The organism is Curtobacterium herbarum (assembly GCF_016907335.1).
Lineage (GTDB): Bacteria > Actinomycetota > Actinomycetes > Actinomycetales > Microbacteriaceae > Curtobacterium > Curtobacterium herbarum.
Genome location: NZ_JAFBBT010000001.1, coordinates 614,463 through 637,707 on the forward strand (window position 1 = coordinate 614,463; position 23,245 = coordinate 637,707).

Genomic DNA, 23,245 nt, shown 5'->3' on the forward strand with positions numbered 1-23,245 from the left:
ATGGACTACCACTCCCTCAACGCGATGCTCAACCTCTACGACGCGGACGGCAAGATCCAGTTCGACAAGGATCGTGAGGCGGCCAAGCAGTTCTTCCTGCAGCACGTCAACCAGAACACCGTCTTCTTCCACAACCTGAAGGAGCGGCTGGACTACCTGGTCGAGAACGAGTACTACGAGCAGGCGACGATCGACCTGTACTCGATGGACTTCATCCAGCGGCTCAACGACCTGGCGTACTCGAAGAAGTTCCGGTTCCAGACGTTCCTCGGTGCGTTCAAGTACTACACGAGCTACACGCTCAAGACGTTCGACGGCAAGCGCTACCTGGAGCGCTTCGAGGACCGCGTCGTCATGACCGCCCTCGGCCTGGCCCAGGGCAACGAGCAGCTCGCGATCGACCTCGTCGAAGAGATCGTCGCCGGCCGCTTCCAGCCCGCCACCCCGACGTTCCTCAACACCGCGAAGGCCCAGCGCGGCGAGCTCGTCTCCTGCTTCCTCCTGCGCATCGAGGACAACATGGAGTCGATCTCCCGCGGGATCAACTCGTCGCTGCAGCTCTCGAAGCGCGGCGGCGGCGTGGCCCTGCTGCTCTCGAACATCCGCGAGGCCGGCGCACCGATCAAGCAGATCGAGAACCAGTCCTCGGGCATCATCCCCGTGATGAAGCTGCTGGAAGACTCCTTCTCCTACGCGAACCAGCTCGGTGCGCGTCAGGGTGCCGGCGCGGTCTACCTCAGCGCCCACCACCCGGACATCATGAAGTTCCTCGACACCAAGCGCGAGAACGCCGACGAGAAGATCCGCATCAAGACGCTGTCCCTCGGCGTCGTCGTGCCGGACATCACGTTCGAGCTCGCGAAGAACAACGAGGACATGTACCTGTTCTCGCCGTACGACGTCGAGAAGGTCTACGGCGTCCCCTTCGGTGACGTCCCTATCTCCGAGAACTACCGCGCGATGGTCGACGACTCGCGCATCAAGAAGACGAAGATCAAGGCACGCGAGTTCTTCCAGACCATCGCGGAGATCCAGTTCGAGTCGGGCTACCCGTACATCGTGTTCGAGGACACGGTGAACAAGGCCAACCCGATCAAGGGCCGGATCAACATGTCGAACCTGTGCTCGGAGATCCTGCAGGTCAACACCCCGACCACCTTCAACGAGGACCTCTCGTACAAGGAGATCGGCAAGGACATCTCCTGCAACCTCGGCTCGCTGAACATCGCGCTGACGATGGACTCGCCGGACTTCGGCAAGACCATCGAGACCGCCATCCGCGGCCTGACCTCGGTCTCGCAGATGTCGCACATCACCTCGGTCCGCAGTGTCGAGGACGGCAACGACAAGTCGCACGCCATCGGCCTCGGCCAGATGAACCTGCACGGCTACCTGGCTCGTGAGCGCGTCTACTACGGCTCCGAAGAGGGCATCGACTTCACGAACATCTACTTCTACACGGTGCTGTTCCACGCCCTGCGCGCCTCGAACAACATCGCGATCGAGACCGGCGAGACCTTCGACGGCTTCCGCGACTCGAAGTACGCGTCGGGTGAGTTCTTCGACAAGTACACCGACCAGGTCTGGACGCCGGCCACCGCCCGCGTCGCGTCGCTGTTCGACAACGCGAACATCACCATCCCGACGCAGGACGACTGGAAGGCGCTGAAGGCGTCCATCCAGGAGCACGGCATCTACAACCAGAACCTGCAGGCCGTCCCGCCGACCGGTTCGATCTCGTACATCAACCACTCGACGTCGTCGATCCACCCGATCGCGTCGAAGATCGAGATCCGCAAGGAAGGCAAGCTCGGCCGCGTCTACTACCCGGCGCCGTTCATGACGAACGACAACCTGGACTACTACCAGGACGCGTACGAGATCGGTGCCGAGAAGATCATCGACACGTACGCCGCGGCGACGCAGCACGTAGACCAGGGCCTGTCCCTGACGCTGTTCTTCAAGGACACCGCTACCACGCGCGACATCAACAAGGCCCAGATCTACGCATGGCGCAAGGGCATCAAGACGATCTACTACATCCGTCTGCGCCAGCTCGCACTCGAGGGCACCGAGGTCGAGGGCTGCGTTTCGTGCATGTTGTGACCTCCGGTCGCTGACGCGACCACCCCCGGCCTGGAGGCGCGGTGCCAGCCCGCACCGCGCCTCCAGTCCGAATCCCGTTCCGATCACTGACTTCCGGAAGAACGCAATGACTCTCACCGACCCGGTCCACGCCACTGGTAAAGCCGTCCCGCTGATCCGTTCGGTCAGCGCGATCAACTGGAACCGCATCCAGGACGAGAAGGACGTCGAGGTCTGGAACCGCCTCGTCAACAACTTCTGGCTGCCCGAGAAGGTGCCGCTGTCGAACGACGTGCAGTCGTGGAACACCCTCACGCCGGAGGAGCAGCAGCTCACCATGCGCGTGTTCACCGGTCTGACGCTCCTCGACACCATCCAGGGCACCGTCGGCGCGATCAGCCTGATCCCCGACGCGATCACCCCGCACGAGGAGTCCGTCTACACGAACATCGCGTTCATGGAGTCGGTGCACGCCAAGAGCTACTCGTCGATCTTCTCGACCCTGGCGTCGACGCCCGAGATCGACGACGCTTTCCGCTGGTCCACCGAGAACGTGAACCTGCAGAAGAAGGCACAGATCGTCCTCGACTACTACACCGGTGACGACCCCCTGAAGCGCAAGGTCGCGTCGACGCTGCTCGAGTCGTTCCTGTTCTACTCCGGCTTCTACCTGCCGATGTACTGGTCCTCGCGCGCGAAGCTCACGAACACCGCTGACCTGATCCGCCTGATCATCCGCGACGAAGCCGTCCACGGGTACTACATCGGGTACAAGTTCCAGAAGGGGCTCGAGGGCGCCTCGGAAGAGCGCAAGCAGGAGATCAAGGACTACACGTTCAGCCTGCTGTTCGAGCTGTACGAGAACGAGATCCAGTACACGCAGGACCTCTACGACCAGGTCGGGCTGACCGAGGACGTCAAGAAGTTCCTGCACTACAACGCCAACAAGGCGCTGATGAACCTGGGCTACGAGCCGATGTTCCCGAAGGAGACGACGGACGTGAACCCGGCGATCCTGTCGGCGCTGTCGCCCAACGCGGACGAGAACCACGACTTCTTCTCGGGGTCCGGCTCGTCGTACGTCATCGGCAAGGCGGAGAGCACTGAGGACGAGGACTGGGACTTCTGAGTCCATCCAAATTCAGCTGTTGAGAACAATACCGTACCTCGGCGGTAAGAGCCGATATATAGAAGCAATTAACGCTGGCCTGCGTTCATTAGATCCTACGAATAAACGACCACTACTAGACCTTTTTACAGGTAGCGGTAGCGTCGCCCTGAGTGTTGCCACGGAGCGGGACGTCGTGGCTAATGATATTCAAAACTATTCGCGCATACTCGTGAACGGGTATTCGCGACGTCTGGCCATTTCACCAGAAGATTACTGGGAAGCGGTTCAAAACGAAGCGGCAAAATACATTGCTGACGGACGCATATCACGGCTTATCGAGTGGGAGCGAGCAGTCTTTAAGCAAGGCGATATCAGTAACATTGTCGCAATGCTTTCGCGTGGATCTAAAATGGCTCATGATTCGAGCAGCGTGTGGGCCGAGTTGGGCGTCAACGTCGGCGATGACGATGGCTTGCGCGACCTTGTCATGACTCGCTATTACGGGGGTATTTATTTTTCCTATGAACAGGCAGCATGGTTGGACGCTGCAATAGCCATCGCTCGGCGGATGCCCAGGGGTCAAGCTGACGTTGGCTTGACTTTAGCAATGCAATTCGCCTCAAGCTTGGTTACATCGGTGGGGGGGCACTACGCCCAGCCAGTGCAGGTCCTGAGTAAGGCGGGGGTTCCAAAGGACCGAGTCGCACTCAAAATCGCTCAGCAGCGAGCCGGGTTCAACCCGATCGGGCTCCTGTTGATGGCGAGAAAACATGTCTCGGGTGTGTCGACGGATCTTCCAATCTTAGGAGAGACCGCCGATTTCAGGGAAGCGATCATAAGGCACGGCGAGGATTCTCTTATCTATGCAGACCCGCCTTACACGAGAGAGCATTACTCTCGCTTTTACCACGTGTTGGAGACCATTGCAGTCGGAGACGAGCCAGGTTTGAGTTATTCAAATCTCGGTGGTGGTTCAATGCCGAGCAAGGGTTTATACCGCGTTCAAAGGCACCAATCTGAATTCTCGATTGTAAGCCAGGCGCAGGCCGCGTTCGATGATATGTTCGAAATGGCGAGCCGACGCAACGCCAAAATGCTATTGTCGTACTCTCCGACCGCGGGTGGCGAGACTGCAAGGCCGAGGAGTGTCGTCCTACCAGCAGTTCTCGGGTTGGCTGAGAAGCACTATCGAAAAGTTGACCTTCTTGTGATCGACGGAGCTCGGCATGCCCGATTGAATCGTCGTGATGTCAGCCAAGTTGCACCGGACGGAGCCGAGGTTCTGGTCTTCTGCGCTCCTTGATTTAGGCTTGATCTAGAGCCATGATTGGGTTGCTGGGCCACCGATTCGCAACCTCCGTATCGGAGAAGTAGGCTCGATGCATGTGACCAGCGCCGCCGCCGTCGACGCTTGGTTTTGAGTGGCACAGCGTGAATGCGTCATCGAAGCCGTCTTCGCCTGGCAACAGGACCACGTATAGGAATCTGTCTGCCGCGATGCGGCGGAAAGCGGCAATCGGACGGCCAGTGGCGGGGTAGTCTATTCCGCGATATGCATTGAGTTCAAAGTAGTAATTTGTGCTTGCCTTGAAACGAATGGCGGTCGTCTGCTCGTGATTGATGAAGCCTTCGTCATCTACAGGATAGATAGATATCACCGTCGCGGGGGTTTCTTCGTAACCGAAGTAGTTGGTCGCGACGTTCCCGGAGAAAGATGCCTGGCTAAACATCGGCAATTGAGTCGCAGGATTTTTGCGGTTCTTGGTTAGCTCAGTCAAGAGCCAAGGCGCGTGAGGGGTCCCACTCATTTGGAGGTCAGAGTCTGGCTTCAGGTCGGTTGGCTGGAGTTGAGAGAAAGCTGCTCGTTCCACCGGACGATTCAGCACGGCGCGCTCCAGCACTGTTGGATCGTCAGCAGCTCGGAGCTGAGCGGCGTGCTCAGCTTCCCACGAACTAAATCTCGAGACAACTTGCGCCGCTTCGATTTGGGCGAGCGTTGTTCCGATCGCTGCTTCCCAGTTGTGAGAAAGCCCCCATTTCGTCAAGTTCCCCGAGCCAGTCACAACGGTGACTTCCCCAGTCGCCGAAATGAACCATGCCGTTTTAGGGTGGAAGAACCACCGTTCGTCGTGTAAGAAGAATCGGATTGAAAGTGTGGGATGCTGCGATACGAGTGCCCGGGCGTATTTCACGGTTGCCTCGTTGGTCACGGCGTCGAGGCCGATGATCAGGTCCAGCGACCCAGTATGAAGAAGATTCTGGATCTCTGGTGAGTCGAGTAGAGCCTTCAGGCCTGGGACGGTTGCCCACGCGAAGAGTGCCTGGCCTCGTTCCGAGCCCGCCGCTGCAGAGCGGAGCTCAGTTAAGGTGTTTTCCTCAGATGTGTTGCTCTGAAGCATGAAGTTGAAAGCCACGCGTTCCCCCTGGCGCTCGTGTCGGTCGGTGCGCCTAGGCTGACACCGTGAGTACGATCTTCGAGGCTACGGCACATGAGTTCGCTGACGCAGTCCCTCGGACTGGGGTCTTGGCGAGTCTCCATGACAGCGCAGGGGATGTCCGACCAGGCCACTCGCCGTCAGCGCGAGGAAGCCTTCTTGTCGGAGACAACTTGGCGAACCTGAGTGCTTACGGACCTGACGAAGGCTCCGTGAGGCTTGCGTACTTGGACCCCCCGTTCAACACTGGTGAGCAATTTCATCATTATGATGACCGCCGTTCTTCGGATGAGTGGGCTCAGGTTCTCCGTGACCGTCTAAAGGTGATCAAACCGCTTCTTGCGTCAGATGGCAGTCTGTGGCTCCACCTGGATGACCGCGAACAACATCACGGTCGCTTAGTTCTTGACGAAGTGTTTGGGCGCGGTGCCTTCGTGTCGACAATAATTTGGCAAAAGCGCACCTCGCGCGATAACCGGCGAGCTTTCAGTCCGTCGCATGATTACATCCACGTGTATTCACCTATGGGTGAGAGCTGGAAGCACGTACGTAACGGGCTACCTAACGAGGGCGCGCTCTCCAATCCAGATAACGACCCTCGAGGTGGATGGAGGTCTGTCCCATTGAGCGTTCAGGCCGGACATGGAGTATCATCGCAATTCTACGAGATTGAAAGCCCGACTGGTCGCCTAGTCTCACCTCCGAGGGGGCGGTGCTGGGCTTATTCGTCGCAGCGCATGGCTCAGTTGGAGCGGGAGGGGCGTATTTATTGGACGCGAGGAGGGGATGGCACTCCTCGCCTAAAGCGCTTTGTCGAAGAGCTTAAGCCGTTGGCGCCGTCCACAATCTGGGCAAGCGACGATGTTGGAGATAATGCCTCCGCCAAGCGCGAATTGATGGCGGATGTCGGTGTCGGTGAGATTTTTGCGACGCCAAAGCCGGTTAAGTTGTTGCGGCGTATTATTGAAATAGCTACCGATGTCGATGATCTGGTTTTAGACCCATACTTGGGTTCGGGAAGTACGGCCATAGCGGCAAGCGAACTTGATCGTCGGTGGTTCGGGATCGAAGCATCAGCTGTGACTGTTTCGGAGGTCACAGTGCCGCGTCTTCTCGCGAATGGTGTGGCATTCTCGTCGCCCTGAGCACATGACTGGGAATCAAGAGCTGTGGAAACAAGTTGGACCTATGTAGTACTGAAGGCATAGGTAGTATTTAGTGCCTCATCCGGCGGGGGATCAGTTGGGGTCGCCGTGGGGTTTGCTGTTCGGCCTCGCCGGACTCTGACACCACGACTTCTCGAGGCGGGAGGCGGCCCGAGTGGCGGCGTCACCTGGCGGTCGGACCGAGGCCGCGTTCGGGGCGCGACGTCGATGGTGTCGTGTGCCCGGTTGCACGGGGGCCGGATCGAGATTACCTCTGTCGCCCACGAGCTCTTGGAGTAACTTGCGATGATCATCATGAAGACCAACGGGGCTGTCAGCAGCGTCCTGAACGACACGTTCCGCCCGCTCCCCGATCAGGTCCGCCGCTGCCTCGGCCTGCTCGACAACGATGACCACTTCGCGTGGCTCATCTTCTCTGCACTGATCGACGACGAGACCTGGCGCTCCGGCCCGCAGTCGGTCATCGACGAGTACGGCAACTCGTACCTCCAAGCCGGCGGCACGGCGGAGAAGATGAGCGTCGAGCTCCGCCGACGTGAGGACGACGGCGAGTACCGCTTCTACATCGTCGGCCGTGACCACGACCTCGCGGAACCGCTCACGGAGACCATCGACGTGCAGGCTGCTCACGAGCCGCGCCACCCGGAGGAACTCTTCACGGCCGCCCAGGCGGCGCCGGTGTTCATGCACTACGTCGAACACCAGACGGTCCCAGACGGGCACACGCTCCGGGTTATCGCTGACATGTGAGCGGTGGTGGCGCCGCCGTCGCGTGCCCGCGACCGTGTTCCGGACAAGAGGGGCGGTGGCAGCTGGCACCGCGCCTCCAGTCGGATGAGTTCGCGGCATCGTCAGCTGCCTCCGGCTAGTTCGTTCCTGACGATGTCCGCGGCAGCCGCGAGGGTGGGAGCGTGTCCAACGCCGCCCTTCGGGGGGCGTCGAACGACCATCCCGCCAACGCCACCCCGAAGGGCGACGCATCAAGATCACCTCGGTCAAATACCAACGAGTGGAACAGCGCATGATCATCACAAAGAGCAACGGCAGCGTCAGCAGCATCCTGCAGGACACCTTCCGGCCGATACCTGATCAGGTACGCCGAATGCTGGGGTTGCTCGACAACGATGAGCAGTTCGCGTGGCTGATCTGGTGGTGTCCGGACGACGCCGATTGGATGTTCAACCCTGGACCCGCCGAGGAGCAGTACGGAGACTCGTACCTCCAGGCCGGGGGTACTGCGGAGAAGATGAGTGTCGAGCTTCGCCGCCTTGAGGACGACGGCGAGTGCCGCTTCTACATCGTTGGCCGTGATCACGACCTCGGGGAACCGCTCACGGAGACCATCGATGTGCAGGCTGCGCACGAGCCGCGGCACCCGTCAGAGCTCTTCACGGCCGACCAGGCAGCGCCGGTCTTCATGTACTACGTCGAACACCAGACCGTCCCCGACGGCTACACGCTCCGGCTCATCGCTGACATGTGAGCGGTGGCGGCACCGCCGTCGCGTGTCTGCAGCCGTGTTCCAGACGGGAGGCGCGGTGCCAGCTGGCACCGCGCCTCCAGGCCGACCAGACAGAGCAGTACCGCCAGTTCCGTCCCGACGGGTCGGGTCACTCGCCGGCGCTGCTCACGCCGGCGGCGTCGTGCCCGCGCCCTCGGTGTCGTCTGCGCCCGCAGGACCGGTACCAGCCTGGTCGAGGTTCTCGTGCGGGTCGCCCATGTCTCCGGTGGCCTTGCCGCTGGGGGACAACCCGAAGTGCTTGCGGGCGGCGTTCGCCTCGCTGGCAGACAGAGCGTTTCCGACTCCGGGGGAGGGAGCGCCCTTGATCGCGCTCTTCGCGTACCCGACGTGCAGGTCCGTGCCGTCGAACGTGGCGTCCTCGACCGGGACGAGCGCGGTGTGACCCCCGAAGAGTCCTGTCGCGACGCTGACGAACGCAGCACTGCCGTCCTCGGCGGGGAAGACCTGCGCGACCTTGCCGACCGAGGCACCGTCGCGGTCTCGGACGGTCGCGTTCTCGACCTCGTGGATCATGCTCTTGGTGATCATGGGCGTAGTCAACGCTCCTGGCCTGACCCGCTTGTGTCAGTGACCGCGCGGCGAGCCCGAGTGCTTCACGAGATGATCGTCGAACCGTTGCTGAAGCGCAGCGGTCTGGAAGGAGCTCTCGCATGAAGGCCAATCGGCGGAACGCCGTGATCGTCCTCCGGGCGACGGGAGCAGCGCTGTTCGTCGTCGTCGTCCTCACCGGCTGCAGCGCAGGGCTCGGGAAGAGCCCAGAGCAGGCGAAGCAGTCCATCGTCACGTTCGTCGAGGGGGCCACCGGCGTCGTTGGTCACGACTGGGAGGTCCGAGACGGTCCGCGGCTCGGGAAGTGCGGCCTCGGCCCCGGGGTAGGGGGCGTCCAGTACGTCTACGCGATGGTCCGTTCTGCGAGCGCCGACCCGAAGGCCGATGTCGTTGCGGTGGAGCGCCACTGGAAGGGGCTCGGGGTCACGACCGAGCGGTACCAGACCGGCGGTGAGGACCCCATCCTCGGAGTCCGGGGCAGGGGCGGTCCGGTGAGTTCTTCCGACTTCCGAGCGGATCCTCGGGGGTACACGATCGACGGCAGCTCGCAGTGCGTTGCGGGCGACTTCGACAGGATGAGCCGCGACAGTCAAGAGTGACCGGACTGAGCTGGCCGACGGTGACGACCGTGACCCGGAGCGGTCTGCCGACGCGACTTGCCCGGCGGAGCCGAGCCGCGCCTCCAGTTCGCACCGAGAGCGAGGCGCCCGGCGGACGCGAGGTGCAGGTCGGCTCGCTCCGTTGTCGAGGCGATCCGTCCTGCATCGCCGGGGGTCAGTGTGCTGCCGACGCGGCGGTGCCGACGAGCTCGTTGCGGACGATGTCCGCACCTGCGGACAACGCACCGAGCTTGTCGAGTGCCGCACCCCGCGCCAGCGGAGCCATCCCGCAGTTGGAGCTCGGGATGAGCTTGTCGGCGTCGACGAACTCGAGCGCCCGACGCAGCACCTCAGCCACTTCCTCCGGGGTCTCCACCGTCTCGGTGGCGACGTCGATCGCCCCGAGCATGACCTTCTTCCCACGGATCAGCTCGACGAGCTCGAGCGGCACGTGCGAGTGGATGCACTCCAGCGAGACGATGTCGATCGACGACTGCTGCAGCAGCGGGAACGACCGCTCGTACTGCCGCCACTCGGCCCCGAGCGTCTCCTTCCACCTGTTGTTCGCCTCGATGCCGTAGCCGTAACAGATGTGCACGGCCGTCTCCACGCGGAGGCCCTCGGCAGCACGCTCGAGCGCGGCCACGCCCCAGTCCTGCACCTCGTCGTGGAAGACGGTGAAGGCGGGCTCGTCGAACTGGATGATGTCGACGCCGGCGTCCTGCAGCTCGCGTGCCTCCTGGTTGAGGATCGTGGCGAACTCCCACGCCAGCTTCTCGCGGCTCTTGTAGTGCTGGTCGGAGAGGGTGTCGATCATCGTCATCGGGCCAGGGAGTGCCCACTTGATCGGGCGGTCGGTCTGGGCGCGGAGGAACGCTGCGTCGTCCACGAACACGGGTGCCCGGCGGCTGACGGCACCGACGACGGTCGGGACGGCCGCGTCGTACCGGTCACGGATCCGGACGGTCTCCTTGCGCTCGAGGTCGACGCCGTCCAGGTGCTCGATGAACGTCGTGACGAAGTGCTGGCGGGTCTGCTCGCCGTCGCTGACGATGTCGATGCCGCGGCGCTCCTGCTCGTGGACGGCGGACCGGAGTGCGTCCTGCTTGCCCTCGGTCAGAGTTGCGCCCTCGAGCTCCCACGGGGACCAGAGCCGTTCGGGCTCGGCGAGCCAGGAGGGTTTCGGCAGGCTGCCGACGATCGAGGTGGGGAGGAGAGAGCTCATGGAGGTGATGGTCCAGTCGGTCAGCGGGCGGGTACGGAGTCGGCAGCGAAACGCGAGAGGAGCACGTGGTGCGGCTTGACGAGGTGCTCCTCGGTCCACCGACCCTGGGTGATCCCGAGGCGGCTGCGCTCCTCACGGTCGTAGGTGACCGGTGTGGGCGTGAAGTCGGTGTGGTCGAGGGTCGGCTTGTAGACGCTGCCCGCCGGGGTGTTCGCGGCGTAGATCTCCGGCCGGTAGATCTTCTGGAACGTCTCCATGGTGGCGATCGTGCCGACGAGCTGCAGGTCCGTGTAGTCGCCGGTCAGGTCGCCGCGCGTGTAGAAGGCGAGCGGGGCCGACGCTCCGGCGGGCTGGAAGTACCGGACCCGCATGCCCATCCGGCCGAAGTAGTCGTCGGTGAGCGAGGAGTGCTCGTGCTCGTACTCGGCGCCGAGGACCGGGTGGACGTACCCGGTGCGGCGGTAGGTCTGGCTCGTCGAGACGCTGATGCAGACGACGGGCTCGCCACTGAAGTTCGAGTGGAACGCGGACGACTCCAGGAAGCGCTGGAAGAGCGCCCCGTGCAGCGCCCCGAAGTCAGACGGCAAGCCCGGCGATGACGGCAGCAGCACCGAGAAGTCGTAGTCGCGCAGGTACGACGAGAAGTTGTTGCCGAGGATGCCGTGGTGGCGCTCGCCGGTGTGCTGGTCGACGATCGTGACGTCGAGCATCTCGAGCAGCGGGAACTCGGCGTCCGAGCCACCGTCGGAGAACCCCAGTGCGGCCGAGACGATGTCGAGTTCCAGGCGGTAGCGGTCATGGACCCCGGCGAGGTCGTTCGCGCGCCCGTCGATCATCGCCAGCGCAGCACGCAGGTTCTCCTGACGGTGCTCGCCGCGCGCCAGGTTGGCGAAGTTCGTGGTCAGCCGGGAGCTGTCGGCGGGGGAGTAGTCCTCGTCGAACCGGGTCCTGGTGATGCTGAAGGTGAGGTCGTTCGCCATGGTCGGCAGTCCGTACGTCGAGCGCCCGAAGGTGCTGGGGAAGGTGTCCCACGATCATGACGGGAGGCTCGGGTCATCAGGTAATACCGAGACGCTATGCGCCGGTATAGCCTGCGCCTATGGCCCGGGTCTCGAACGACATCACCCTGCAGCAGCTCCGGTACTTCATCGAGGTCGCGACCGAGGGGTCGATCAGCGCCGCGGCCGACCTGCTCTACGTCTCGCAGCCGACCCTGTCCGCGGCGATGAAGGACCTGGAGACCCGGATCGGACGGCCCCTGTTCACCCGCTCGGCCCGCGGTGTCGTGCTCACCGTGGACGGGGTCGAGTTCCTCGGCTACGCCCGGCAGGTCGTCGAGCAGGTCTCCCTGCTCGAACAGCGGTACGTCGGTGGGCAGCCGTCGCGTCGGCTGCTCGGGGTGTCCGCGCAGCACTACTCCTTCGCCGTGGAGGCCTTCGTCCGCATGGTCGAAGCGGCGGCTGCGGACGAGTACGAGTTCTCGCTCCGTGAGACGCGCACGTGGGACATCATCGAGGACGTCCGCACGCTCCGGAGCGAGGTCGGCATCCTGTACCGCAACGACTTCAACCGACAGGTCCTCGGCAAGCTGATGCGTGACGCCGGCGTCGTGTTCACCCCGCTGTTCGTCGCCCAGCCGCACATCTTCGTCGCCCGGCGGAACCCGCTCGCGTCGCGCAAGCGCGCGGCCCTCGCCGACCTGGCGGACCTGCCCCGGCTGACGTTCGACCAGGGCGCGAACAACTCCTTCTACCTGGCGGAGGAGATCCTGTCGACGATGTCGAGCAAGCGCGAGATCCGCGTCTCGGACCGGGCGACGATCTTCAACCTCATGATCGGCCTGGGCGGGTACACGATCTCGACCGGCCTCATCAGCGACGACCTCGACCCGGAGATCGTCGCCATCCCGCTCGACGTCGACGAACGCATCGAGATCGGGTGGATCGCCCACGCCTCGGTGCCCCTGACCGTGCAGGCGCAGACGTACCTGGACGAGCTGCGAGCGGTGGTCACCAGCTACGGCGTCGAGCCGCTCGGGTAGACGGGCGGCAGTCGACGCCGGTTGCGGTGGCCGCTCGTGCGGTGACCGGTCTGGAGGCGCGACATGCGTCCGCCAGGCCGCGGAGTGCCCCGCTGTCCGCGGGCAGTGGGGCACTCAGGCCTCGGCACGCGGCGGATCAGCGCCGGTGGCGGTGGCGGTGGCGGATCGCTGTACCCATGTAGACGATCGCTGCGAACAAACTCACCGCGGCGGTGGCGTTGCTGGCCCAGAGGCCGGCCTTCGCGGGGGCCGTCGTGAGGATCGCCCCGAACACCACGAGTGCGACGCTGATGGCTGTTGCGAGCGGGACGTTCATCAACTTCTTCTGCACTTCGATCACCGTAGAGCAGTGAACGGTGACCGTGTAAAACGGACAATGTGACATACCGTTGTCATCGGCAGTGAAGACCTCCGCGCCATCCGGCCCTGGCTCGAGGCATGGGAGCGCGCCCTGCACTGACACGTGGCCTCAGCGCCCGACAGGTGATCGGTGGATCTGCGAAGCTCGGGCCATGTCGTGGCCCCGAGTGGTAACCCTGCGGACGGATCGCCTCTCCCTGGAACCGCTGACCGAGCGCCACGCGAACCAGATGGTGCTCGTCCTGGCGCCAACGGAGCTGTACCGGTTCACCGGTGGCGAGCCGCCCACGCTCGAACAACTCGAGGCGCGCTACCGCCGTCAGGCCCTGGGCCAGTCACCGGACGGACGTGCCGCGTGGATGAACTGGATCCTCCGACCTGGAGCCGGCGGGCCACCTGCGGGGTTCGTCCAGGCGACGCTCACCCACGAGGCCGTCGGCCTCGTCGCGGACCTGGCGTGGCTGGTGACCGCGTCGGAACAGGGGCGCGGACTCGCAGGGGAAGCGACGTCCGCCGTCGCGACGTGGCTGACGTCGATCGGGGTCGGGCGGCTGCAGGCCTGCGTCCGTCCGGGCCACGTCGCGTCGGAGCGTGTGGCCCAGCGGCTCGGGCTCGCGCCCACGTCGACCGTCGTGGACGGCGAGATCCTCTGGCGCGCTGTGACCGCTCCGCCGACAGAAGAAGGAGCGGGTGTTCGGCTGGAGACTCACTGACGTCGAGCGGTCAGCGGTCCTCGTCGCCGTCTTCCAGCTGCGGTAAGCAAGCGTCCGATGATCGATCCTGGCCCGGTGGCGGCCGTCGCCTTGCTCGCACCGATCACCGCGATGGCCAGGCCATCACGGGCAGCTCGGAGTCGCGTCGATCAAACCGCCTGGATTGGCCGCTTTGCATGGTTGCGTGAGGGTCGGTGAGGGGCAGTGAGGGATCTCGAGTTCGTGCGACACACTTCGCCCACTGTTGAGAGGCACGCCGGACAGGGATGCGACAAGTCCTGCGTTGCGAGCAGGTCGCGCTCCAAGCCTGCGTAGAACTCCTCATCGGACGCGGTTCCCGCTTCGATGATCGCCTGCTCGACCAGTTCGCGATGCTTCAAGAGGCCGGAGTGGAACCGCTTCGGGTCGCCTGCAGCGAGCATCACTTCGGGTGCAAACTGCCGCAGCGCACGCTGCATCACCTCGGACGGTCGCGGGCCGCCGAAGTCTCCGTTGAGGAGTTGATCACCGTCGCGGCGAGCTTCGGCGATGGACAACATCTCGAGGTAGTGCAGTTCGAGTTGATCGGTTGCCGTCGCCAGGATGCGCTTGGTGAGTCCGCTTGATCCTTCTCGTTCGAGAACCTGACGTATGAAGTCACCGCTACCGAAGTAGTGCGAAACGTGGGCTCGGTCCAATCGGGTGCTCTGGCCGATATACGACCAGCCGCCGTCGACGGAATCCGTGCGGAACACGTAGCCCATCGCATCGGTCGGAATCTGCATGCTCGGGTCCATCGTGTCCCCCAGTGCTCGAATGTCATCGCAGCCTAATGCGAGATCGGCTCATTGTGACCGGAGGCTGCGCGAGGGTGCACCCGTAGATCTCGTTCACCGAGGCGTGGACCGATACACCTCCCTCGACTCGCTGAGCACCCCTAGGCTGCGTCCCATGGGGGAAAGGGCGGGAACACGGCAGTCCAACAGCATGCTGCGGTTCCTCCGGGACCTGCTGGTCATCGTGTTGGCAGCGATCCTGGTCTCGTTCCTCGTGAAGACCTTCCTCGTCCGCTCGTTCTGGATCCCGTCCGGGTCGATGAAGAACACGCTCCAGATCGACGACCACGTCATCGTGAACGAGCGCGCGACGATCCATCGCGGTGATGTGGTCGTGTTCAGCGACCCGGGCGGCTGGCTCGACTCGGCTGGATCGGTGGAAGGGCGGTCGGCGCCGCCACGATCCTTCGTGTCCGACGCGCTCAGCCTGGTCGGACTCGGCTCGGACGGGGACGACCACCTCGTCAAGCGTGTGATCGGCCTGCCTGGTGACCACGTGCAGTGCTGCAACGCGCTCGGGCAGATGGAGGTCAACGGTGTCCCGCTCAGCGAGCCGTACGTCCGCAAGCACGCGGGCGAAGCGTCCTCTGGCACGCCCTTCGACGTGACCGTTCCGGCGGGCAAACTGTGGGTGATGGGGGACAACCGGTACGAATCCGCCGACTCCCGCGCGCACCAGGACCTCCCCTCGAAGGGGTTCGTTCCGGAGAAGGCCGTCGTCGGACGGGCCGTCGTCATCTCCTGGCCCGTGCAGCGATGGGCCGCGGTGAACGACTACCCATCAGTGTTCGCGGGTACCGAACGAGACCAGCACTGAGTCGTGTCCAGTCGCTGGCGCCTGTCGCAGCAGGGCACGGCTCCTCGGAGGGAAGTAAGGGCCTGATGGAACTGTCGAAAACTGGGGAAGCAGCCCCGCCGAAGCAACGGCATGCGCCGCTCGCGCTGTTGATCGTTGCGATGTTGCTCATCGGTCCACTGCTGGTCACGATCGGCAGTGTGCTCGTCGCCGGCAACAACCACCTGCTCGCGACGGGCACTCGGGTCGCCGGAACGGTCATCGACGTGCATGACGGCCCCGAGTCGTCGGACCGACGCTTCGGGGCGGAGTACTTCGCCGCCGATTCGTCGCGTCACGTGATCTGGGCGGATTGGGTCTCTCATGCCAAGCCCAAGCTCCGTGACACCGTCACCGTCGTCTACCGCCAGGACGATCCTGGCTCAGCGGTCATCGCGGGGTACGGGACGCCGGGCGAATTCGTCCAAGGTTTGGGGATCGTCCTGACCGTCATCGTGGGTGGCACCGGTGTCGTCATGCTCGTGTCCGGCCGCAGGGGGAACCGGAAGAGGAGCAGGGAGCGGCTCTGAGGACGTCGTCCCGTACCGTCGTCTTGTGGAGCGTGACGTGCTGATGGTCGAACGTGCCGACGCCGCGGACGTCCCTGCCGCACAAACGCTCATCGACGAGGCAAGGGGCTGGCTCCGGTCACGGGGGATCGACCAGTGGCAGGATGCCGTGCCGGACGCGGTGCTGCTCGCGGACGTTCGACAGGGACGCCTCTTCGTGGTGCGGGACGACCGTGCGGTGGTGGCCATGGTGACCGTTTCCGACGCAGACGTCGAGACGTGGGGTACGGACAGCAGCCCTGCTCTCTACGTGCATCGATTAGCCGTTGCTCGGAGGTGCCGAGGCAGCCACATCGGGCAACGATTGCTGTCGTGGGTGGAGGCCCGGGCCGAGGGGTCGGGCGCGGCCTTCGTGCGGCTTGACTGCGCAGCGGACAACCCGGGCCTCCGACGCTTCTACGAGCAGCAGGGGTTCCAGCACGTGCGCGACGTCATCGTCACCTCCCTCGACGGTCGGAGGCAACTCGCCTCGAGTCTCTACGAACGACAGATCCTGCGGGAGATGATCGCCGAGACGGGTCGGGGGATGGTCTGACGACGACGACGACGACGACGCCGACGCCGCCGATGCCGATCGAACGGCGCTGGGGGCGATGACGGCCGGCACGAGATCGGGCGCGTCTGGGGGAGAAGTCATGCACCTGTCATCCGGCTCGGTCCCGCATCGATCGTCGGGAACGGCCAGTCGTCGCGGTACGAGTGGGGCACGGCCACGATCTGGACGGCGTCGCGGTAGACGATCCGACCCGGGCTTCGAGTGGTGAGCTGCACCCAGGGGACGTCGTACCGGTCCAGGAGGCGGAGGTACGCGGTCACCATGACGAGGAGGTCGACGGCATCAACGGAGAACCATGCCCGCGCCCCGGGGTTGCGCTTCTGGTCGTAGCAGTCGGGGTCGACCGCCATCGGATCGACGTACGCCGCGGTGGCAACCCGGTTCGCTTCCTGATGCCATGCCGAGTCGTCCGCTGTCAACAGGCCGATGTGCCGCAGCCCGTTGGCGAGTGCGAACACTCCCGGGTACCGGCCGTTCCGGTTGGGAACGGCGCTCTGGTACCGCACGAACTCCGACATGGAGGCGAGCGTACGACGCAGGCGAACCATCGTGCACGCGGGCGATCTCGAAGTCGAGCCGCGGAGAAGGTCGCCCGGCGGCGGTTCGGCAGTGCACTCCAGAGGAGGGACCTCTGGGCCGGGCACTCGCTCCGCCCGGCGCGTTTCCGCCGACGGCTGGAGGCCGACCTCGGCCGCGTCTTCGCCCTCCTGGCCGACGGCACGCGCCGCGCGGTTCCCCCTGACCGAGGCCGCCGCGGCCCTCGCACTCGCCGAGTCGCGGACCCTCAACGGCAAGGTCGTCCTGCTGCCCTGACCGCGGTGCCGCCTCCGCACCAGCGCGACCAGGGGACGGACGGGAGGCGCGGTGCCAGCCGGCACCGCGCCTCCCGTCCGTCACACCGACCGCTGGGCGTCGACGCGCTCCGGCTCGTCGTCCAAGCTGTCGCCAGTGGCGACCACCACGACGGCAGGCGCCGGCCGGAGCTGCCGCCAGGTGGCGATCGCCGCAGCGGCTCCCGCGGCGACCGCGATCAGAATCGAGAGCGGCGGCACGGCTGTGTGCAGCCACATCGCCGCGGCGAGCGACGCGGCTCCTGCTGCGAGCAGACCGGCGAGGACCGAGTGCGCCGCGCTGTGGACCGCACGTGCGGGAACCCGCCGCAGTGCCCGGCCGAGCAGGTACGTGAAGGGGACGGAGAGCACGGCGCCGGCCAGCGCCAGGAAGAGGGTGGCGACGAGGAACAGGCCGGAGAACCACACGAACGACATGAGGTCGGGCATGGTGCCGCTCATGATCGCGACGAACGCCGTGATCACCACACCACTGACGGGGGTGGTGACGCCGACCATCCACAGGTAGCTGTTCGCGATCAACCGTCCGGTGTCGCCCATGCCCCAGGTGTCCATGCGTCCCACTCTGGGGTGTGGCGCCGGGAGTTCCGGGCTCGTGGGCGTGAACGAGACCGAACGGAGACCTCCGTCGCGAGGCCGGACCGCCGAGACGTCAGCGCCGCGTGTACCGGTGCTCCGGCCTCCCCGCCGCGCCGTACCGCAGCTGCATGGTCGCCGACCCGTCGGCCGCGAGCTGCGCCAGGTAGCGCTGCGCCGTCGCCCGCGAGACCCCGATCGCCGCAGCCACCTCGGCCGCCGACCGCTCCTCGGACCCCGACAGCTGCTCGAGCACCAGCGCCGCCGTGGCCGCGCGCGACGGGGAAGCGCCACCGCTGTCGCCGGCGTGCAGGATCCGGAACGCCCGCTCGACGGCCTCCTGGTCGAGCGTCGCCCGTTCGTCCAGGACGTTCCGGGAGCGTGCGTAGGCCCGCAGCCGCTCGGCGAGCACCTCCGAGTCGAACGGTTTGATCAGGTACGCCAGGGCGCCGTGCCGCATCGCCCGCCGCACGGTCCCCGAGTCGGAGGCAGCGCTCAGCACGAACGCGTCGGTGTCGCTCGAGCGGAGCAGGTCGAGGCCGCTGCCGTCCGGCAGGTAGACGTCGACGAGCACCAGGTCGACCGGGGCCGTCGCCAGCACCTGACGGGCGAGCGCGACGGTGCCGACGGGGTCGAGGGCCCGGAACCCGGGCACCTGGTCGACCTGCCGTCGGTGCAGGTCCGCGACGTGGAAGTCGTCGTCGACCACCAGCACGATCAGGTCCGTCATCCCACCGCTCCTTCGAGTCGTGCGCAGAACACCGCGCCGTGCGTCGTGTCGTCACCGCGACCGTCGCCGGGCCCGCCGGGCCCACCGGGGTCGGCGAGCCACACGTCCCCACCGTTCCGCCGGGCGATCTCCCGCGACAGCGGCAGGCCGATCCCGAGTCCGTGCACCTGCCCGGGGTCTGCGGAACCGCCGTCGTCGGCTCCGGCAGCACGCGGCCCGGGGGAGCGGCGGGCGAACAGGTCCAGCTCCCCGGGGACGCCCGGCCCGGAGTCCACCACCGACAGGTGCAGCGTCGTGCCGTCGTCGAGCACCTCGACCTCCACCCACGGCTGCTGCTGGTCCGGCGACGCCCCGGCCCCGGACAGCGCCGCCGTCACCGCGTTGTCCACCAGGTTCCCGAGCACGGTCGTCACGTCCCCGGGCTCGGTGATCGTCCCCTGCACCAGCGTCTCCGGCCCGATCCGCAGCAGGACTCCGCGCTCGGCCGCCTCGACGCCCTTCGCCCCGAGGAACGCCTGCAGGAACGGCTCGGTCAGGCGGTCGGCGTGCTGCACCGGGTACCGCAGCGGCCCCCGCTCCTGCACGTCCGCCAGGTACGCGCGGGCCCGGGCGGTCTCCCCGACGTCGAGCAGCCCGGCGATCGCGTGCAACCGGTTGGCGAACTCGTGCCGCTGCGCCCGGAGCGCCTGGGTCAGCGAACCGACGGCGTCGAGTCGTCGGCTGAGGGCCTCCACGTCGGTCCGGTCCCGCAGCACGGCGACGCGGCCCAGGTCGAGGCCGTCGCGGAACACGCTCCGCACGTCGACGAGCAGCACCTGGGGACCGGCGACGACGGTGGCGCTCGCCGGGGTCGACGCTGCGCGGTCGAGCATCGCGGCGAGGGCGTCGGGCAGGTCCAGGTCGGTGACCGCCCGTCCGACCGGTCGGGTCAGCGCGAGGAGCCGCGCGGCCTCGGCGTTGCAGACGGTCACCGTGCCGGAGGGGCTGACCGCGATGACGCCTTCGCCGACGCCCCCGAGGACGGCCCGCTGGTTCTGCACGAGCGTCACGAGCTCCTCCGGCTGCACGCCGAGCGTCAGCCGCACGAGACGCCGGCGGATGAGCACCGAGGCGATCACCGCCAGCAGCACCGCCACGAGCCCGGCTCCGACGACCGGCACGCTGTCCTCGACCAGGGTGTCGTAGACGCGGTCGCGCGCGAACCCGACGCTGACCTCGCCGACGACGGGCCGGGAGGCACGCCCCGCGCCCGCCCCACCGGCGCCGGTCCCGTAGACGGGCACCTTCGCCCGCGCGGACTCGCCGAGGGTGCCCCGCGCCCACGACACGCTCTCGCGTCCGCTGAGTGCGGCGTCGGGGGAGGTGCTCACCATCGCTCCGATGCGGTCCGCGTCCGGGTGCGCCAGGCGGATGCCGCGGTCGTCGGTCACCACCACGAACAGCGCGCCGGTCCGCCGTCGGGCGTCGAGTGCGGCCTGCTGGACGGGGCCGTCGGCGAGGTCCGTCGGGTCGAGGTCGGTCCCGTCGACGCTGAGGCGCGTCACCTGGGTGCGGAGGTCGTCCTGCGCGGCGACGCTCTGCGCGATCGCCAGGGCGGTCCCCTCGGCAGCGCGTTCCAGCCGGGTGACCTCGATCCGGACGAACACGGCGCTGGTGAGGATGACCACGGCGACGACCACGACGAGCTGCAGCACCAGTACCTCGGTGGCGAAGCGGAGCCTGCGGCGCCGTGAACGGTCGTCGGTCACGGCACCAGCGTACGGAGCGCGGAGCGCTCGTCGTGCGCAGAATGCGCACAACACGGTCAATGCGCGATGGTGCGCCAACGAGCAGAAGCGCGCCGCGCCTCCCGGCCGGGTCGTAACGTGCCCGGACTGCCAGACACGGACGAAGGAGTCCTGATGCTCGTCATCCTCGGGTACGCGATGGTCGTGGTCTTCATGGTGATGATCATGACCAAGCGGATGTCACCGATGCTCGCCCTGATCATCGTGCCGACGGTCTTCGGGCTCTTCGCCGGTGCCGGCCTGGGCCTCGGCGACATGGTGATGAAGGCGATCGGGACGCTCGCGCCGACGGCCGCGCTGCTGATGTTCGCGATCATGTACTTCGGTCTGATGATCGACGTCGGCCTGTTCGACCCGCTCGTCCGGTTCATCCTGCGGGTGACCGGCAACGACCCGGCGAAGATCGTCCTCGGGACCGCCCTGCTGGCGGGTGCGGTGTCGCTCGACGGTGACGGGTCGACGACGTTCATCGTGGTGACCGCGGCGATGCTGCCGATCTACCTCAAGCTCGGGATGAGCCCGGTCGTGCTGACGTGCGTCGCCGGTCTGACGAACGGGACGCTCAACATCGTGCCCTGGGGAGGCCCGACCGCCCGTGCCGCTGCGGCGCTGAAGATCGACCCGACGGACGTCTTCGTGCCGCTCGTGCCGTCGCTGATCGTCGGCCTGCTGCTGTGCTTCGGGTTCGCGTGGACGATGGGGCTGGCGGAGCGGAAGCGCCTCGGGCTCATCGAGTTCACGTCGGCGACCCGGGCGTCCCGAGCACCGAGCCGGGCTCCGAGCCGGGCTCGGAGCCAGGCGAAGGCCGGTGCCGGGGTCGGTGCCGGTTCGCGGATGCTCGCGGCGGTCGGCGGGACCGGCGGCGGGATGTTCACCAGCCCGACCGTCGCGCTCGGGCTGCGTGGCGGCAAGGCCGACGGCCGGCGGGCGGACGGCGACGGCGTCGACGGAGCTGACGAGACCGGTGCTGACGAGACCGGCGCAGGCGGAGCCGGAGCCGGCGGGGCGTCCAGCGCCGGCGCGACGATGGCGTCGACGATGCTCGACCCGGACCGTCCGACGCTCCGGCCGAAGCGCATCTGGTTCAACCTCGTGCTCACCGTCGCGGTCATGGTCGTCCTGGTGCTCGGGGTGCTGCCGCTGGCGTACGTGTTCATGGTCGGCACGGCCATCGCGCTGCTCGTGAACTTCCCGCAGCTCAAGCAGCAGAGCGCGCAGATCGTGGCCCACGCCCCGAGCATCGTCGGCGTCGTGTCGATGGTGTTCGCCGCCGGGGTCCTCATCGGCGTGCTCGACGGCACCGGGATGGTCGCGGCGATGGCCGACTGGCTGGTCGCGGTGATCCCCGACTCGATGGGCCCCTACCTCGCCGGCATCACGGGCGTGCTGAGCATGCCGCTGACGTTCTTCATGAGCAACGACGCCTTCTACTTCGGCATCCTGCCCGTGCTGTCGGAGAGCGCCTCGGCCTTCGGCATCACGCCCGCCGAGATGGCACGCGCCTCGGTGGTCGGGCAGCCGGTGCACATGCAGAGCCCGCTCGTGCCGGCGATCCTGCTGCTCGTGTCCCTGGCGAACGTGAACCTCGGCGACCACCACCGGAAGGTGCTGTGGCGTGCGGCGGTGGTGGCGCTCGCGATGCTCGTCGTCGGGATCCTGGTCCGGGTGATCCCGTTCGGCTGACCGGAGCGACCCGATGACGGACGGGAGGCGCGGTGCCAGCGGGCACCGCGCCTCCCGTCCGTCGCTCACACCGCGCGGTCCGGGCGGGTCACCATGCCGACCGCTCGGTCCAGTCGCGGTGTCGCGATGCCCAGTGCGCGGGCGGTGCGCGAGAGGTCGCGGAGCACCGCGCAGGGTTCGGCGGCCTGCGGGTCGTCGTGCGCGGCGAGGCTCGCCCGGGCGATCGGCACGACCACGGTGGCGAGTGCCAACGCGGTCCCGGTCGCTCCCGGGAACCTGGCCGGCACGGTCGCCGTGCGGTGCCGGGCGAGGTCGACGCCACGCGCCTCGAGGACCGGGAGCAGTTCTCGGCTCGTTCGGAACGCCCCACCGAGGGCACGCCGGTCGCCGATCATGGCGGCGAGCCCGCCGCTCTCCAGCGCCTGCGAGAACATGCCGGCGTCGAGGACGACGTGCAGGAAGAGCCAGCCGCGGATGTCCGGCTCGTCGCGGACGGTGAAGCCGGCCTGGCGGAACACGGCCCGGGCCTCCTGTCCGCGCCGGTTCGGTGCGGATCCCGACCTACCGAGGGTGACCGATCGGAGGACTGCGCCGTGCAGGCTGCCGTCGGTCCGGAACCCGCCGCCCGCGCCGGGGAAGCCGAAGACCACCTGGTCCGCGGGGATCGGTGCCACGGCGGCGTCGAGCTCGTCCCAGACGTTGCCCAGGACCACGACCGTCGCGTCGCCGATGTGCGGCGCCAGCGCGGCCGAGGCCTCCTGGAGTTGGTGGTGACCGACACTGATGACGACGAGGTCGAAGCGGTCGTCCGGCTCCGTCGAGCTCTGGAGCTGCGCCGCGTAGCGGACGTGGGTGCGTCGACCGAGCGGTCCGAGGCGTCCGTCGATGAGGTCCATCGGGACGGGCTCGCGGTACTCGGCGAGGCGCCGCGGTCGGACGTGGTGGACGACGTCGTGGCCAGCGTGCGCGAACGCCTGGCCGTAGACCGTCGCGATGACGCCCCGCCCGAGCATCAGGATCCGCATCGCGTTCCCCCT

The 23,245-nt window shown here is 66.3% G+C and carries 24 protein-coding genes; 13 read left to right on the plus strand and 11 right to left on the minus strand.

Going from position 1 to position 23,245, the window contains the following annotated elements; genetic code table 11:
* From nrdE to JOD51_RS17290, 3 genes are all read left to right on the plus strand, one after another.
* Positions 1–2,106 (plus strand): class 1b ribonucleoside-diphosphate reductase subunit alpha, encoded by a 2,106-nt coding sequence (gene nrdE, locus JOD51_RS03005; protein ID WP_204606970.1) that lies wholly within the window; start codon positions 1–3, stop codon positions 2,104–2,106.
* A 106-nt stretch (positions 2,107–2,212) separates the two neighbouring features.
* Positions 2,213–3,214 (plus strand): class 1b ribonucleoside-diphosphate reductase subunit beta, encoded by a 1,002-nt coding sequence (nrdF, locus tag JOD51_RS03010; protein ID WP_056119980.1) that lies wholly within the window; start codon positions 2,213–2,215, stop codon positions 3,212–3,214.
* 19 nt (positions 3,215–3,233) lie between these two features.
* Positions 3,234–4,499 carry a DNA adenine methylase gene (locus tag JOD51_RS17290; RefSeq protein WP_204606971.1) on the plus strand — a complete coding sequence of 422 codons (1,266 nt, stop codon included), beginning with the start codon at positions 3,234–3,236 and terminating at the stop codon, positions 4,497–4,499.
* Position 4,500: 1 nt separating this feature from the next.
* Here JOD51_RS17290 and JOD51_RS03020 read toward each other — a convergent pair whose 3' ends face one another.
* A complete protein-coding gene (locus tag JOD51_RS03020; protein ID WP_204606972.1) occupies positions 4,501–5,610 on the minus strand; it encodes a phospholipase D family protein in 1,110 nt (369 codons plus the stop codon).
* Between the two features lie 233 nt (positions 5,611–5,843).
* Between JOD51_RS03020 and JOD51_RS03025 the strand changes: the two genes are divergently transcribed.
* From JOD51_RS03025 to JOD51_RS03035, 3 genes are all read left to right on the plus strand, one after another.
* Positions 5,844–6,776 (plus strand): site-specific DNA-methyltransferase, encoded by a 933-nt coding sequence (locus JOD51_RS03025; RefSeq protein WP_259559144.1) that lies wholly within the window; start codon positions 5,844–5,846, stop codon positions 6,774–6,776.
* A gap of 306 nt (positions 6,777–7,082) precedes the next feature.
* Complete coding sequence (locus tag JOD51_RS03030; protein WP_204606974.1) at positions 7,083–7,547, plus strand: hypothetical protein; 465 nt, start codon at positions 7,083–7,085, stop codon at positions 7,545–7,547.
* Between the two features lie 271 nt (positions 7,548–7,818).
* A complete protein-coding gene (locus JOD51_RS03035; protein ID WP_204606975.1) occupies positions 7,819–8,280 on the plus strand; it encodes a hypothetical protein in 462 nt (153 codons plus the stop codon).
* A 144-nt stretch (positions 8,281–8,424) separates the two neighbouring features.
* On the opposite strand, the gene JOD51_RS03040 is transcribed toward JOD51_RS03035, so the two are convergent.
* Complete coding sequence (locus tag JOD51_RS03040; RefSeq protein WP_204606976.1) at positions 8,425–8,847, minus strand: PRC-barrel domain-containing protein; 423 nt, start codon at positions 8,845–8,847, stop codon at positions 8,425–8,427.
* Positions 8,848–8,993: 146 nt separating this feature from the next.
* On the opposite strand from JOD51_RS03040, the gene JOD51_RS03045 reads away from it, so the two are divergent.
* The gene (locus JOD51_RS03045; RefSeq protein ID WP_204606977.1) at positions 8,994–9,467 is read left to right on the plus strand and encodes a hypothetical protein; all 474 of its coding nucleotides are present in this window, start codon (positions 8,994–8,996) and stop codon (positions 9,465–9,467) included.
* Positions 9,468–9,642: 175 nt separating this feature from the next.
* Here the strand turns inward: JOD51_RS03045 and JOD51_RS03050 are convergent, their stop codons facing one another.
* Both JOD51_RS03050 and JOD51_RS03055 read right to left on the minus strand, forming a co-directional pair.
* Positions 9,643–10,692 (minus strand): methionine synthase, encoded by a 1,050-nt coding sequence (locus tag JOD51_RS03050; protein WP_204606978.1) that lies wholly within the window; start codon positions 10,690–10,692, stop codon positions 9,643–9,645.
* A gap of 20 nt (positions 10,693–10,712) precedes the next feature.
* The gene (locus JOD51_RS03055) at positions 10,713–11,672 is read right to left on the minus strand and encodes a putative oxygenase MesX (protein ID WP_204606979.1); all 960 of its coding nucleotides are present in this window, start codon (positions 11,670–11,672) and stop codon (positions 10,713–10,715) included.
* A 119-nt stretch (positions 11,673–11,791) separates the two neighbouring features.
* Between JOD51_RS03055 and JOD51_RS03060 the strand changes: the two genes are divergently transcribed.
* Positions 11,792–12,733 (plus strand): LysR family transcriptional regulator, encoded by a 942-nt coding sequence (locus tag JOD51_RS03060; RefSeq protein WP_204606980.1) that lies wholly within the window; start codon positions 11,792–11,794, stop codon positions 12,731–12,733.
* Positions 12,734–12,869: 136 nt separating this feature from the next.
* On the opposite strand, the gene JOD51_RS03065 is transcribed toward JOD51_RS03060, so the two are convergent.
* Positions 12,870–13,064 (minus strand): hypothetical protein, encoded by a 195-nt coding sequence (locus tag JOD51_RS03065; RefSeq protein WP_204606981.1) that lies wholly within the window; start codon positions 13,062–13,064, stop codon positions 12,870–12,872.
* Positions 13,065–13,245: 181 nt separating this feature from the next.
* Here JOD51_RS03065 and JOD51_RS03070 point away from each other — a divergent pair, with 181 nt between their 5' ends.
* Positions 13,246–13,806: a GNAT family N-acetyltransferase gene (locus JOD51_RS03070; RefSeq protein WP_204606982.1), complete on the plus strand. Its 561-nt coding sequence runs from the start codon at positions 13,246–13,248 to the stop codon at positions 13,804–13,806.
* A gap of 149 nt (positions 13,807–13,955) precedes the next feature.
* On the opposite strand, the gene JOD51_RS03075 is transcribed toward JOD51_RS03070, so the two are convergent.
* Complete coding sequence (locus JOD51_RS03075; protein WP_204606983.1) at positions 13,956–14,570, minus strand: zinc finger domain-containing protein; 615 nt, start codon at positions 14,568–14,570, stop codon at positions 13,956–13,958.
* 166 nt (positions 14,571–14,736) lie between these two features.
* Here JOD51_RS03075 and lepB point away from each other — a divergent pair, with 166 nt between their 5' ends.
* The 3 genes from lepB to JOD51_RS03090 all read left to right on the plus strand — a co-directional run bounded on the left by lepB (position 14,737) and on the right by JOD51_RS03090 (position 16,560).
* Complete coding sequence (lepB, locus tag JOD51_RS03080) at positions 14,737–15,438, plus strand: signal peptidase I (RefSeq protein WP_204606984.1); 702 nt, start codon at positions 14,737–14,739, stop codon at positions 15,436–15,438.
* 65 nt (positions 15,439–15,503) lie between these two features.
* Complete coding sequence (locus JOD51_RS03085; protein WP_204606985.1) at positions 15,504–15,986, plus strand: DUF3592 domain-containing protein; 483 nt, start codon at positions 15,504–15,506, stop codon at positions 15,984–15,986.
* A 25-nt stretch (positions 15,987–16,011) separates the two neighbouring features.
* Positions 16,012–16,560: a GNAT family N-acetyltransferase gene (locus JOD51_RS03090; RefSeq protein WP_259559152.1), complete on the plus strand. Its 549-nt coding sequence runs from the start codon at positions 16,012–16,014 to the stop codon at positions 16,558–16,560.
* 98 nt (positions 16,561–16,658) lie between these two features.
* Here the strand turns inward: JOD51_RS03090 and JOD51_RS03095 are convergent, their stop codons facing one another.
* From JOD51_RS03095 to JOD51_RS03110, 4 genes are all read right to left on the minus strand, one after another.
* Positions 16,659–17,099, minus strand: a complete 441-nt coding sequence (locus JOD51_RS03095) for a hypothetical protein (protein WP_204606986.1) — start codon at positions 17,097–17,099, stop codon at positions 16,659–16,661.
* 375 nt (positions 17,100–17,474) lie between these two features.
* A complete protein-coding gene (locus JOD51_RS03100; protein WP_204606987.1) occupies positions 17,475–17,987 on the minus strand; it encodes a hypothetical protein in 513 nt (170 codons plus the stop codon).
* A 97-nt stretch (positions 17,988–18,084) separates the two neighbouring features.
* A complete protein-coding gene (locus tag JOD51_RS03105; RefSeq protein WP_204606988.1) occupies positions 18,085–18,738 on the minus strand; it encodes a response regulator in 654 nt (217 codons plus the stop codon).
* Positions 18,735–20,486, minus strand: a complete 1,752-nt coding sequence (locus JOD51_RS03110) for a sensor histidine kinase (RefSeq protein ID WP_204606989.1) — start codon at positions 20,484–20,486, stop codon at positions 18,735–18,737. The genes JOD51_RS03105 and JOD51_RS03110 overlap by 4 nt, the downstream gene beginning before the upstream one ends.
* A gap of 153 nt (positions 20,487–20,639) precedes the next feature.
* Here JOD51_RS03110 and JOD51_RS03115 point away from each other — a divergent pair, with 153 nt between their 5' ends.
* A complete protein-coding gene (locus JOD51_RS03115) occupies positions 20,640–22,208 on the plus strand; it encodes a CitMHS family transporter (RefSeq protein ID WP_204606990.1) in 1,569 nt (522 codons plus the stop codon).
* Between the two features lie 65 nt (positions 22,209–22,273).
* Here the strand turns inward: JOD51_RS03115 and JOD51_RS03120 are convergent, their stop codons facing one another.
* On the minus strand, positions 22,274–23,233 hold the full coding sequence (locus JOD51_RS03120; protein ID WP_204606991.1) for a ketopantoate reductase family protein: 960 nt from the start codon (positions 23,231–23,233) through the stop codon (positions 22,274–22,276).
* Positions 23,234–23,245 lie beyond the last annotated feature (12 nt).